The organism is Streptomyces sp. NPDC026394, from assembly GCF_055567735.1.
Genome location: NZ_JBVHPX010000017.1, coordinates 165,377 through 177,320, shown reverse-complemented (window position 1 = coordinate 177,320; position 11,944 = coordinate 165,377). Strand labels below are relative to the sequence as shown.

Annotated in this window: 9 protein-coding genes and 1 pseudogene; 5 read left to right on the top strand and 5 right to left on the bottom strand. The window is 74.5% G+C overall.

Going from position 1 to position 11,944, the window contains the following annotated elements; translation table 11 throughout:
* Positions 1–215 precede the first annotated feature (215 nt).
* The gene (locus tag ACZ4QV_RS31140; protein WP_361583395.1) at positions 216–1,817 is read left to right on the top strand and encodes a DNA-3-methyladenine glycosylase 2 family protein; all 1,602 of its coding nucleotides are present in this window, start codon (positions 216–218) and stop codon (positions 1,815–1,817) included.
* On the opposite strand, the pseudogene ACZ4QV_RS31135 reads toward ACZ4QV_RS31140, so the two are convergent.
* Positions 1,700–2,176 (bottom strand): annotated as a pseudogene (locus ACZ4QV_RS31135) (DUF456 domain-containing protein); the annotation flags it as partial. The gene ACZ4QV_RS31140 and the pseudogene ACZ4QV_RS31135 overlap by 118 nt on opposite strands.
* 254 nt (positions 2,177–2,430) lie before the next feature.
* On the opposite strand from ACZ4QV_RS31135, the gene ACZ4QV_RS31130 reads away from it, so the two are divergent.
* From ACZ4QV_RS31130 to ACZ4QV_RS31120, 3 genes are all read left to right on the top strand, one after another.
* The gene (locus tag ACZ4QV_RS31130) at positions 2,431–3,852 is read left to right on the top strand and encodes a protein phosphatase 2C domain-containing protein (RefSeq protein ID WP_361583398.1); all 1,422 of its coding nucleotides are present in this window, start codon (positions 2,431–2,433) and stop codon (positions 3,850–3,852) included.
* Positions 3,853–4,015: 163 nt separating this feature from the next.
* The gene (locus ACZ4QV_RS31125; RefSeq protein ID WP_361151693.1) at positions 4,016–5,758 is read left to right on the top strand and encodes a pyruvate dehydrogenase; all 1,743 of its coding nucleotides are present in this window, start codon (positions 4,016–4,018) and stop codon (positions 5,756–5,758) included.
* 285 nt (positions 5,759–6,043) lie between these two features.
* Positions 6,044–6,412 carry an ATP-binding protein gene (locus ACZ4QV_RS31120; protein ID WP_361151972.1) on the top strand — a complete coding sequence of 123 codons (369 nt, stop codon included), beginning with the start codon at positions 6,044–6,046 and terminating at the stop codon, positions 6,410–6,412.
* 238 nt (positions 6,413–6,650) lie between these two features.
* Here the strand turns inward: ACZ4QV_RS31120 and ACZ4QV_RS31115 are convergent, their stop codons facing one another.
* Positions 6,651–7,775 (bottom strand): DUF2637 domain-containing protein, encoded by a 1,125-nt coding sequence (locus ACZ4QV_RS31115; protein ID WP_361151697.1) that lies wholly within the window; start codon positions 7,773–7,775, stop codon positions 6,651–6,653.
* A gap of 196 nt (positions 7,776–7,971) precedes the next feature.
* Positions 7,972–8,811 carry a (2Fe-2S)-binding protein gene (locus tag ACZ4QV_RS31110; RefSeq protein ID WP_361583402.1) on the bottom strand — a complete coding sequence of 280 codons (840 nt, stop codon included), beginning with the start codon at positions 8,809–8,811 and terminating at the stop codon, positions 7,972–7,974.
* A 130-nt stretch (positions 8,812–8,941) separates the two neighbouring features.
* On the opposite strand from ACZ4QV_RS31110, the gene ACZ4QV_RS31105 reads away from it, so the two are divergent.
* The gene (locus tag ACZ4QV_RS31105) at positions 8,942–9,880 is read left to right on the top strand and encodes a GntR family transcriptional regulator (protein WP_467763691.1); all 939 of its coding nucleotides are present in this window, start codon (positions 8,942–8,944) and stop codon (positions 9,878–9,880) included.
* A 13-nt stretch (positions 9,881–9,893) separates the two neighbouring features.
* Here the strand turns inward: ACZ4QV_RS31105 and ACZ4QV_RS31100 are convergent, their stop codons facing one another.
* Together ACZ4QV_RS31100 and ACZ4QV_RS31095 are read right to left on the bottom strand one after the other, a co-directional pair.
* Positions 9,894–10,769 carry a hypothetical protein gene (locus tag ACZ4QV_RS31100; RefSeq protein ID WP_361151701.1) on the bottom strand — a complete coding sequence of 292 codons (876 nt, stop codon included), beginning with the start codon at positions 10,767–10,769 and terminating at the stop codon, positions 9,894–9,896.
* A gap of 155 nt (positions 10,770–10,924) precedes the next feature.
* Complete coding sequence (locus ACZ4QV_RS31095) at positions 10,925–11,794, bottom strand: hypothetical protein (protein WP_467763694.1); 870 nt, start codon at positions 11,792–11,794, stop codon at positions 10,925–10,927.
* Between the last annotated feature and the right edge of the window lie 150 nt (positions 11,795–11,944).

Here is an 11,944-nt window from a genome sequence, read left to right as displayed (position 1 = left end):
CCCCCCCAGGTCATCCGTTCGACAGGGGGACACAGTCATGCCGGGCCCGGAGGCCAGCGGCCCTCTTGCAGGACCGCGGAAAACATAACGGGGGCGCCTGCCGCGGAGTGAACTTCTCCAGGTCTTGGCGGGTGGGCCGGACCGGGCCCCGCCCCGGCGTGATGTCCGATTTCCGCCAGAAGCCGGCCGGGGCGTGGCGCACACTGGATCGTGTGATGGATGACGAGACCAGGTACGAGGCGGTGTCCAGCCGGGACGCGCGCTTCGACGGGGAGTTCTTCTTCGCCGTCGTGACGACCGGCATCTACTGCCGCCCGAGCTGCCCGGCCGTCACCCCCAAGCGCGCGAACGTGCGGTTCTACCCGTCCGCGGCGGCCGCGCAGGGCGCCGGGTTCCGGGCCTGTCGCCGGTGCCGTCCGGATGCCGTGCCGGGGTCGGCGGAGTGGAACGTCCGGGCCGACCTGGTCGGCCGTGCCATGCGCTTCATCGGCGACGGTGTGGTCGACCGGGAGGGCGTCGGCGGGCTCGCGCGGCGGCTGGGTTACAGCGCGCGGCAGGTGCAGCGGCAGCTCACCGCCGAGCTGGGCGCCGGACCCGTGGCCCTGGCGCGGGCCCGGCGTGCGCACACCGCCCGCCTGCTGCTCCAGACCACCGGCCTGCCGGTCACCGACCTGGCCTTCGCCGCCGGATTCGCCAGCATCCGGCAGTTCAACGACACGATGCGGGAGATCTACGCCAGTACGCCGAGCGAGCTGCGAGCGGCGGCGGGGGCCCGGGCGGACAAGGGCGTGCCGGGTGGGGACAGGGCCGGGGCCGTGCGGCAGGCGGCGCCTGCCGGGGTGCCGCTGCGGCTCGCCTACCGGGGGCCGTACGCGGCCGCCGAGATCTTCGACTTCCTCCAGGTGCGCGCGGTGCCCGGCGTGGAGGAGGTACGCGGCGGCCGGGGCGCCCGTACGTACCGCCGTACGCTGCGCCTGGCCCACGGCAGCGGTGTCGCCGAGGTCGACGAGCACACCGGGGCCCGGCCGCCGCGCCGACCGCGCGCCGGACCGGTGGGCGCGGCCGCCCGGGGTACGGACGGCGGCTGGCTGGAGTGCCGCCTGCACCTGACCGACCTGCGGGACCTGTCCACCGCCGTCCAGCGGATGCGCCGCCTGTTCGACCTGGACGCCGATCCGTTCGCCGTCGCCGAGCGGCTGGGCTCCGACCCGCTGCTCGGGCCGCTCGTCGCGGCCCGCCCCGGGCTGCGCTCGCCGGGCGCCGCCGACCCGGAGGAACTGGCCGTACGGACCGTCCTCGGCGGGCCGCCCGAGCGCGCCGCCGAGCTGGTACGGACGTACGGGAAGCCGCTGGACGCGGCGGACGGCGCACTGACCCATCTCTTTCCCGGGCCCGCCGCGCTGACCGGCGACGAGATGCCGGACGCGGTGCGCGCACTGTGCACCGCGCTCGCGGACGGCGCGGTCACGCTGGACGCGGGCGCGGACCGGGAGGCCGCCGGACGGGCCCTGCGCGCCCTGCCCGGCGTGGGCCCGGCGGCCGCCGCGTACATCAGGATGCGGGCGCTGGGCGACCCGGACGTGGGGCCGGTGGGCGGCGACAGCGGCGGGGCGGCCCGGGACGCGTGGCGGCCGTGGCGGTCGTACGCCCTGCACCACCTGTGGCAGGAGACCGGTACCGGCCCCCAGGAGGGTCAGCTCGCGATGACCGCTCCCGTCCAGGCGCCCACCACCAGCAGGCAGGCGAGGAGTTCGGTCAGCACGGCGAACCCGATGGACCGCATGGCCGTACGGGTGGCGGCCCACGCGTCACCGTGACTGCCCAGCCGCTGTCGCTCCAGCAGGTACAGCACACCGACCGCGCCCAGCACGGCCCCCACCACGGGTACGAGGAAGAAACCGGCGATCCCCGCGACGCCCGCCAGGAACAGCGTGCGGTACGGCGCGCCCGCGGCCTTCGGGTCGCGTGGCGGCAGCAGCCACTTGAGGACCTGGCCGATCAGCAGCACGGCGCTCGCGCCGAACAGGACGTACCAGGCCAGAGAGGTCTGCTCGGTCATCGCCCACCACAGCACGCCCGCCCACACGATCGGCGGCCCCGGCACCCCGGGGACCAGCACGCCGAGCAGGCCGAGCAGGAAGACGAGACCGACCGCGAGCAACTGCCACACGCCCATGGCCCCAGCGTGCCGGAAGCGGGCCCGGCGCGCTCCTCGGCCGGGGCCCGGGGCGGGGCGTCCGTGGCCCGACCGCCGGGACCGCGCTGCCGGGACCGGGGTACCGCGGTCCCGGCAGCGCGAGCCGGGGCGCCGGGGCCGGGGTGCGGTGCCCGCGGTGGCCGGAACCGGCCGGGCACCCTCCGTGGCGCGTACCCGCCGGGAGCCCGCCGTGCCCCTGTCTCCGGGCCGCCGGCCGGTGGACAATACGCCGCATGAACCCACAGGGGGATCGGCGCCACCACGAGAACTCCTGGTGGCGGGAGTTGTACGAGGACCACGGCGAAGCGGCGCGGGACACCGGCCCCGCGACGGCCCCGGACACGCTCGACGACCGTGTGGACTCCGCCTTCCGCGCGGTGAGCCGGGCATCCGGAGCCGCCCCCGAGCCGATGGCCCTGCCCACCGCGGACCCGGCCGCCCTCGACGACCTCGTACCCGACACGGAACTGGACGGCGCCGGATACGGCCCGCTCACCCTGCGCGCCGCCTCGCTGCGCGGCGAAGCGGCCCGCCGCCGGGCCGAGCCACGCGGGGACGCCCTGCTCACCGCCCGGTTCGGCGCCGGGCAGCAGGCCCTGATCCTGGTCGCCGTGGCCACCGCGGCCGGGGGCGACGGCGGGGCGTACGCGTACGCGGGCGCCCACCGTGCCGCCCGTGACGTCTGCCGCTGGATCGGCGGCGCCGTCGGCCGCAGTTACCCCCGGCTGGCCGAGGACGTCCGTACGGGTGACCGCTGCGCCCTCAAATCCGGCCTGCACCGCCTCACCGACCGCAGCTACGGCAGGCTCCGCGCGGACGCGGGCGAGCAGGGCATGGCCCCCGAGCAGTACACGGCGGCGCTGCGCTGCCTGTTGCTGCCCGCCGATCCGGCCTGCCGCACCCGGGTGTTCTTCGGTGTCGGGGCGGGTGGTTTCCTCCGGCTGCGCAACGGCGCCTGGCAGGACCTGGAGCCCGCGCCGCCCCGGCAGGACGCGGCAGTCGCCGGGACCGGCCCGGACGCCGCCGGGCAGCCGGGCGACGGCTCCGCGGACGGTGAGGCACGCGCGCAGGAGGCGCCGGGCGCCACGCCGCCCTGGCCGCTTCCCGGCGACCCCGCCACGGACGCGCTCCGTCGGGGCGTCCAGCGGCCACCGGACACCCGCCCCGACCTCCGCCCGCTGTCCGACACCCGCCCCGACCTGCGCCTGCCGCCCGACACCCGCCCTGATCCCGGTCTGCCGTCCGGCACCGGCCCATACCTGCGCCTGCCGTCCGACGCCGGTCCCGGCCTCGTCCCGTCCGGACCGGACCCGGGCGGTGCCCTCCCCGGCCTGCCCCGCGCGCCGTCCGGGCAGCAGTGGCGTCCGCCGTACGAGCCCGCGCCGCGGACGTGGCCGGAGCCGTTCCGCTTCCGGGCCTGTGTGACCCGGCCCGGCGACACCCTGCTGCTGTGCAGCGCCGGGTTCGCCGGCCCGCTGACCGAGGCGGCCGGTTTCGCGGGCCGGCTGGCCGCCCGCTGGTCCGGCGGCGGGCCACCGGGCCTCGCGTCGTTCCTGGCCGACGTCCGGTTGCACGCGGAGGGGTACGGCCGGGACCGCACGGCCGTGGCGGTCTGGGAGGGGCGCGACGGGGTGGGCGGGGAGGGACCGGAGTGACACGCGGGCGCGGTGGTGCGCGCGGCGGCACCGAAGTGACGCGGCAGGCGTAGTCCGGCCGGACACGGGCCCGGGGGAGTGGTAGAACCGAAGGAATGCCATAAAAGGGCCATTGTCGGGCAGGTGCCCGCCCCTCGGTCCAGCACCGGAGGAGCGAGGCGACATGGCGAAACAGACCGTGGCCGGGCAGTTCGTCGACATTCTGGTGCGCGCCGGCGTGCGGCGGCTCTACGGAGTCGTCGGCGACAGCCTCAACCCCGTCGTCGACGCGATCCGCCGCAACGCCGCGATCGACTGGGTGCAGGTCCGCCACGAAGAGGTCGCCGCCTTCGCGGCGGGCGCCGAGGCACAGATCACTGGCCGGCTGACGGCCTGCGCCGGCTCCTGCGGCCCCGGCAACCTGCACCTGATCAACGGCCTCTTCGACGCCCACCGCTCGATGGCCCCGGTGCTCGCGCTCGCCTCGCACATCCCTTCCAGCGAGATCGGCACCGGATTCTTCCAGGAGACCCACCCCGACCGGCTGTTCACCGAATGCAGCCACTACAGCGAGATGATCTCCACCCGGGACCAGATGCCGCGGGTGCTGCAGACCGCCGTGCAGAACGCCATCGGGCTCAGCGGCGTCGCGGTCGTCTCGCTGCCCGGTGACATCGCCGACGAGGAGGCGCCCGAGCGCTCCATCGAGACCGCGCTGGTCACCTCGCGCCCCTCCGTGCGCCCCGGTGACGCGGAGATCGACCGGCTGGTCCGGATGATCGAGGACGCCGGCAAGATCACGCTGTTCTGCGGCAGCGGCACCGCGGGGGCACACGCCGAGGTGATGGAGTTCGCCGAGCGGCTCAAGGCCCCGGTGGGCCACGCGCTGCGCGGCAAGGAGTGGATCCAGTACGACAATCCGTACGACGTCGGCATGAGCGGTCTGCTCGGCTACGGCGCGGCCTACGAGGCCACGCACGAGTGCGACCTGCTGATCCTGCTGGGCACGGACTTCCCGTACAACGCCTTCCTGCCGGACGACGTGAAGATCGTGCAGGTCGACGTGCGTCCGGAGCGGCTGGGGCGCCGCTCCAAGCTGGATCTCGCGGTCTGGGGCGACGTACGCGAGACGCTGCGCTGTCTCAATCCGCGTGTCACGCCCAAGAAGAGCCGCAAGTTCCTCGACCGGATGCTCAAGAAGCACGCCGACGCCCTGGAAGGCGTCGTCAAGGCCTACACCCGCAAGGTCGACAAGCACACGCCGATCCACCCCGAGTACGTCGCGTCCGTGCTGGACGAGGAGGCGGCGGAGGACGCGGTCTTCACTGTGGACACGGGGATGTGCAACGTCTGGGCGGCGCGCTACATCAGTCCCAACGGCCGTCGCCGCGTGATCGGTTCCTTCACCCACGGATCGATGGCCAACGCCCTCCCGCAGGCGATCGGCGCGCAGTTCACCGACCGGCGCCGCCAGGTCGTCTCGATGTCCGGCGACGGCGGCTTCTCCATGCTGATGGGCGACTTCCTCACCCTCGTCCAGCACGACCTGCCGGTGAAGGTGGTCCTCTTCAACAACTCATCGCTCGGCATGGTCGAGCTGGAGATGATGGTCGCCGGCCTGCCCGCCTACGGGACCGACAACCACAACCCGGACTTCGCCGCCATCGCGCGGGCCGCCGGGGCGCACGGCGTACGGGTGGAGAAGCCCAAGGAACTGCGCGGCGCGCTGCGCGACGCCTTCAAGCACAAGGGTCCGGCCCTGGTCGACATCGTCACCGACCCCAACGCGCTGTCCATGCCGCCGAAGATCAGCAAGGACATGGTCCAGGGCTTCGCGCTCTCGGCCGGCAAGATCGTGCTGGACGGCGGGGTCGGCCGGATGCTCCAGATGGCCCGCTCCAACCTCCGCAACATCCCGCGCCCTTGAGGGGGCGGTCCCGCCCCCGGCGGAGCTCGGGTGCGGGCTCTGACGGGACGTTCCCCGAGGTGAGCCGCGGGCACATGCCTGCGGTCTGCTGTCGTGCCGTCTCGTGGGCCGAAGCATGGCGCCGGGTCGGGTGGGAATGCATGACCGTGAAGCTGTTCGAGACCACGGCACGGAAATGCGTACGGGGCGGGGAGGATGAAGCGTCAGTCTGTGCGGCGCGATGACAGAGCCGGACCGGTGGACGGACGCGCCGGCGTCCGCAACGGCACCCGGCTGCCGGGGACGATGGAACGCACACTGCGGCAAGCGGATCTAACGGCGGTGGCGGGCGTACGCGCCGAGCTGCGTCAGCTCCTGCGCCAGTGGGGGGAGTCCGGGGACGCCGACATAGCGGAACTGCTCATCAGCGAGCTGGTCACCAACGCCCTCGTGCACACCGACGGGGGCGCCGTCGTGACCGCCACGGTCACCGACCGGCTGCGGGTGGAAGTACGGGACTTCGTGGGACGGCGGCCCAGACTGCGCCCGCCGACGGCGGACGGCACCTCGGGAAGGGGGCTGATGCTGGTGCACTCCCTCGCGGACGCGTGGGGGGTCAAGGCCCACGGCGTGGGCAAGTGCGTCTGGTTCGAGCTGGGCGGCGGACCGGCCTGACTGAGGATCTGTCGTCACCTCCCCGCCTGCCGCGCGGCTCCCCCGGCTACCGCTGGGGGACCCTCATCGAGGGCGCCCCGGCGCCTTGCGATCGGCTCGGCTTCCGAAGGATGGATGAAAGAGCCGAGACGGAGCGCAGCGGAGTGCACCGGACGCCGCGCGGCCCGCCCTCCGGGCGGAACCACGGGAATGTGACCACAGGGCCTCGGCCGGGGGTGCGGGCCCGGTCCGCCGCGGGTCAGCCGAACTGCTTCTCGATCTGGGCCAGTTTCTCCTCCAGGGAGTCCAGCCGGGGCAGTGCCTGGGTGTCGTCCTCGGCGGTCAGGTCCACGGTCCGCCGGTACGGACCCGCCGGATCGGTGCCGGGGCCGTGCACGGCCTTCAGCGCCGGGCGGGAACCGACCGGATGCACTGGGTCGGACCCCGTGGACAGCGGTCCGGGCGGCAGGGATTCCGGGTCGCCGGCTATCGCAGGTTCCGCGCCGGCCTGCTGCGCGGCGGCGGGTGAGCCGTGCGCCGTCGGGGCGCCGGCCGTCAGCGGGACCTGCCGGCCGCCGCGGCCGCGGCTCCAGTGCCGGTGCTGGCGGTTGATCGCCTTGATGCGGGCGCGGTCCAGCTTGTCCCGCTCCCGCCTGCGGTGACGGTTCTGCTCCTTCTGCCGCCGGTCCTCGCGTACCTCTTCGACCGCCTCGTCCAGGGTCCGTACGCCTTCCAGCAGCATCAGCGACCAGGCGCCGAAGGTCTCCCGGGGGGCCCGCAGCCAGCGTACGACACGGATCTGCGGCAACGGACGCGGTACCAGCCCCTGTTCGCGCAGCGCGGCCCGCCGGGTCTGCTTGAGCGCCCGGTCGAAGAGGACCGCCGCCGACAGGGACATCCCGGCGAAGAACTGGGGCGCGCCGTCGTGGCCGAAGCCCCGGGGCGCGTGCACCCAGTTGAACCAGGCGGCGGCCCCGGCGAACAGCCAGACGAGCAGGCGCGAGCCGAGCGCCGCGTCACCGTGGCTGGCCTCCCGCACGGCGAGCACGGAGCAGAACATCGCCGCGCCGTCGAGCCCGAAGGGCACCAGGTACTCCCAGCCTCCGGAGAGGTTGAGGTTGGTCACGCCGAAGCCGACCAGCCCGTGGAAGGAGAGGGCCGCCGCCACCGCGGCGCAGCAGAACAGCAGCAGGTACGAGGCGGTGCCGTAGACGGCCTCCTTCCGGCGCCTGCGTTCCTCGCTGCGCTCCCAGGAGTCCTCGCTCCCCGACGCCGCTTCGGACGAGCGCTTGCCGCGCAGGACCACGAACACGGCGGAGAGGATGCCGACGAGCAGCAGCACTCCCGGAGCCAGCCAATTCAGCGATATATCGGTCATTCTCATCCAGGGACCCCTTGCCCTCGGCGTACGCGGTTCGCGCGACATCCTGGCGGAATCCGTCCGCCGCGCCGGGGGGTTTCGGGGCAAGAGCACCGCAAGGGAGTGCGGAGACCTACGGATGGGTGTGTTCGGCTCGAACTCCCCTGGAGGGAAGCAGGGTTGAGTTCGAATTTGACGACTCGATCGGGTGGTGTGGGTGTCAGGTGGTTGCGGTGAGGCGGCTGATGCGATCCGCGTCGCACGTACGCGGGCAGGTCACACAGGTGTCCTCGGGGCGCAGCGTGTAGAACATGCAGCAGCTCGCCCGGTCCCGGGTGGGCAGCGCCGCACCGTCCGGACCGGCCAGCTCGCGGAAGGCGGCGCCGCCCGGGTACGGGGCCGTGCCGCCCGGCAGCAGCCGCTTCAGCTCGGCGACCGCTCTCGGCTCCTCGCCCAGCAGGTGGCCCAGGTACCACAGGCCCTCGGCGATCTCGTCCGACACCATGCCCCACAGGGCCCGGGGACCGCGCCGCATACGGGGCCGGAAGGCGTCCAGGACCGGCCCGAGGTGCTCGGCGACCGCCTCCCGCACCTCGGCGCGCAGGGCCTCCTCGTCCGGGACGACCCGGGCCCCGGGCAGCGCGGCGGCCGGGTCGCCGGGCAGGCACGCGAACGAGCGCACCCGTACGGCCATCCGGCCCTGCTCGCGATGGTGGGCGACGGCCTCGACGGGCAGCCGCGGCACCCGCCGGTGCAGGAACCAGGGGATGGTGATCAGCAGGCAGGCGGGCCAGGCGTAGCGGTGCAGCGCGAAGGTGGCGACGACGTCGGGGCGGGCCCGCTGTCCGTAGTCCGCCACCACCTGTGCGTCGTCCCAGGCCAGGAAGGCGTCCAGGGTCGCGGGGTCGGTGGCCAGCCCGGCGGCCGTCACCCAGCCCTCGCCGTGTGGCGCCGCCGCCTCCCAGTCGGTCACCGTCAGGGTGGGGAACACCTCGGTCAGCCGGGCGTACGCCACGGCGAAGGGCTCGATGCGCGGCCGGGCGGCGAGCAGAGAGGCCATGCGGGGCACCACCGTTATCACGTCCGTTGGCAGGTAAGGCTTACCTTACCCGATCTTCGGCGGTTTTGAGCCGGGTTTGAACTGTCACAGGGGGCGCCTATGGTGCTGGAGGACGTGAGGAGGAACCCGTATGGAGCAGGGCAGAGCGGAACCGGCGCCGCGGCTGCGCGCCCAGGTGCCCGCGCAGGGCGGCTCGCAGCCCGTGCGGGGCGAGCACACCGGACGCGACGTGCCCGCGCGGCACCCTGCCGCGCCCACCGGACCCGGCGCGCCGGACACCGCGTACGAGCACGACCCCGGCGTGCCCGACCCCGCCACGGCGTTCGTGCCCGTGCCGCTGTCCCCTCTCACGGCGCCCTCCAGGGCAGTGCCCGGCGGCGTACGAGGAGGGGTGGCGGTCCCGGCCCCCGCTTCCGCCACCGACGCCGTGCCCCGCAAGCAGCCGCAGCGGCATTCCGTACGCGGCCAGGTGCTCGCCGCCCTCCGCGAAGCCCTGATATCCGGTGAACTGCGTCCCGGCGAGGTCTATTCGGCCCCCGCGCTCGCCGTCCGCTACGGCGTCTCCGCCACGCCCGTCCGGGAGGCCATGCAGACGCTCGCCGGAGAGGGCGCGGTCGAAGTCGCCCCGAACCGCGGCTTCCGCGTCGCCGAGCGCACCCACCGCGACCTCGCGGAGCTGGCCGAGGTGCGCGCCATGCTGGAGATACCGGCGCTGCTGCGGCTGGCCCGGGCGCTGCCGGCCGAGCGGTGGGAGGACCTGCGCCCGCTGGCCGCCGCCGGCGTCGCGGCCGCCGCCCGCGGCGACCGCGCCGGTTACGCGGAGGCCGACCACGCCTTCCACCACGCGCTGCTCGCGCTCACCGGCAACCGCCAGCTCCTCCTGGTCGCCGACGACCTGCACCGCCGTACGCAGTGGCCGGCGCCCGGCGGCACCCCGCTCCGCACGGCCGACCTGCTCGCCGCCGCGTCCGAGCACACGGCGCTGCTGGACGCCCTGATGGCCCGGGAGTACGCGATCGTCGAGCGGATCGCCCGCGAACACCTGGCGTCGGCCCGCCGCCCGCACTGAGCGGCGACGGGCCTCAGGGGAGCAGCCGCTCCAGAGGCAGCGCCGCCACGTCCGCCGCGGGCCGGGAGAGGTAGAGGTCCGCGTGGTAGAAGCCGTCCGACTCCTTGCCGGTGGTGTCCAGGTCCCGGTCCTGGAGCGCGCCGAAGGCGGCCCGGCGCTCCGCGAGGTCGGCGAACCGGCGCTGGCGGAAGGTGCGCGCGGGCAGCCGCTCGGTCACCAGGCCCGCGTCCGCGAGCAGCGCGGCGACCGGCGCGTACGACACGGTCCGCAGGACGAACGCGGCGACCCAGGGCGCGGTGGGCGTACAGGCGAGCAGCCGGCCGAAGGTGGTGGCGGAGATGTAGCCCACGCCGCCCGTCACGGTGATCAGGTCGGTGCCGGCCAAGGCGTCGCGCAGCCGCCCGGTGGGCTCCGCGGCCTCCAGGTTCTCGGCGAACCCGGCGTCCAGCAGGCCCACGCGCTCGGCGTAGCCGACCGCGTGCCGGGCCGCGTCGATGCCGAGGATCCGTACCGCTTCCGGACGGCGCAGCTCGTCGAAGAACGTCCGGTCCTCGGCGGCCAGCCGGCCCGGCGGCAGACCGCCGGTCTCCTGGGCGTCGGTGTACCGGTCGTACAGGTCGTCGAGGCTCAGCTTGTGGTTCAGCAGCGCGGCGTTGACGCCGTAGGAACAGCACAGGTCGACGACCTGGAGCGGCGGGCGGCCGGGGCGGCGCCGTTGCAGGGACTCGGCCAGGGCGCGGAAGACGCCCTGGCCGTGGTGCGGGATCTGATAGTCGAGCGGACGCAGCGTACGGAAGTACGTACGCGGGTCGGGACGGTCGTAGATGGCCTCGAAATCCGCCTTTCCCCAGTCCGGGCCGGCCGATGGGTGCGGTGCTCCTGCTGCCAAGGTGTGGCCTCCTGAAAGGCGCTGCCGAAGGTTGGGAGTCAACCGCACCAGCATCCAGTGCCAAGTCCCGCACGGACAGTGCGACTTGAGGCCAAATTCGGGGTCCGTGGGGCGCGCGGAGCGACATATGCCCCGACAGCGCGGCATGCCGTGCCCTACGAAGGCGCGGGCGCCACCGGTACGTCCGCGAGGTGCTCGGCGAGCCAGGTCGGTACGCCGCCCATGAGACGGAAGAGGCGGGCGGCCTCGGCGCGCAGTCCCTCCGCCTCCTCCGGCGGAGCCGCGTCGGCGAGGGCGACCAGGGCCGGCGCCGTACCGACCAGGAAGCCCAGCTCCTCGCGGATGCGCAGCGATTCGGCGAAGCCGTGCCGGGCCTCCGCCAGTTCACCGTCGCGCAGGGCGAGACCGGCGAGATGGCGCCAGGTGAAGGACAGCAGCAGGGTGTCGCCGCGCGCGGTGGCGCCCGCGTGGGCGCGGCGGTAGGCGGCGCGGGCGGAGTCCGGGCTGTCGGCGACGTGTTCGGCCATCAGGCCGCGCCGGAAGTCCAGCATCGGGCGGCCGGGCGCCGCCGGTGCCAGCAGTGCCGCGGCGCGGCCGAGCGCGGAGCGTGCCTCGTCGGCGCGGTCGCGCACGCCGAGGACCGTGGCGGCGTACGCGAGCTGGCCGCGCTCGCAGGCCGCGGCGCCACGCTCGTCGTTGTCGCCCGCCAGCGCCTCGGCGGCGCGCAGCGCGTCCTCGGCCGCGGCCCAGCCGGTGGCGGTGAACATGCAGCGCTCCACGAGGAGCGCGGCGCGGCGGATCGCGTACGGGGGGAATCCCGCCGCGTGGGGTTCCAGCAGCGCCGCCGCGTCGTCCCAGCAGCCACGGGACCGCAGCCGCCACACGGCGCGGCCCAGGGCGTCCGCCCCGGCCGCCGACCTGGCCGCCGGAACCCCCGGCGCCGGCCCCGCGGTGTGTGGGGTTTCCGCGGGTTTCGCCGGTTCCGCGGTTCCCACCGTTTCCGCGGATCCTGCGGCTCCTGACATGGCGGTGTCCGCCACATTGCCCTCCCCGAGCGCACCGTTGAGCTGGATCTGAGAAGCAGTGGGCGCATCTCAGCACGGATTCCGCCGCCCGGCCAAGGGGGAAGGTGAATGATTTCACAATCTCTTGGACGCGTTACGGGGGCGACGGCG

Excerpts from the sequence above, each read along its gene's own strand:
- ACZ4QV_RS31140 (WP_361583395.1), top strand. The coding sequence starts at position 216 with ATGGATGACGAGACCAGGTACGAGGCGGTGTCCAGCCGGGACGCGCGC.
- ACZ4QV_RS31130 (WP_361583398.1), top strand. The coding sequence starts at position 2,431 with ATGAACCCACAGGGGGATCGGCGCCACCACGAGAACTCCTGGTGGCGG.
- ACZ4QV_RS31125 (WP_361151693.1), top strand. The coding sequence starts at position 4,016 with ATGGCGAAACAGACCGTGGCCGGGCAGTTCGTCGACATTCTGGTGCGC.
- ACZ4QV_RS31120 (WP_361151972.1), top strand. The coding sequence starts at position 6,044 with ATGGAACGCACACTGCGGCAAGCGGATCTAACGGCGGTGGCGGGCGTA.
- ACZ4QV_RS31115 (WP_361151697.1), bottom strand. The coding sequence starts at position 7,775 with ATGAGAATGACCGATATATCGCTGAATTGGCTGGCTCCGGGAGTGCTG.
- ACZ4QV_RS31110 (WP_361583402.1), bottom strand. The coding sequence starts at position 8,811 with ATGGCCTCTCTGCTCGCCGCCCGGCCGCGCATCGAGCCCTTCGCCGTG.
- ACZ4QV_RS31105 (WP_467763691.1), top strand. The coding sequence starts at position 8,942 with ATGGAGCAGGGCAGAGCGGAACCGGCGCCGCGGCTGCGCGCCCAGGTG.
- ACZ4QV_RS31095 (WP_467763694.1), bottom strand. The coding sequence starts at position 11,794 with ATGTCAGGAGCCGCAGGATCCGCGGAAACGGTGGGAACCGCGGAACCG.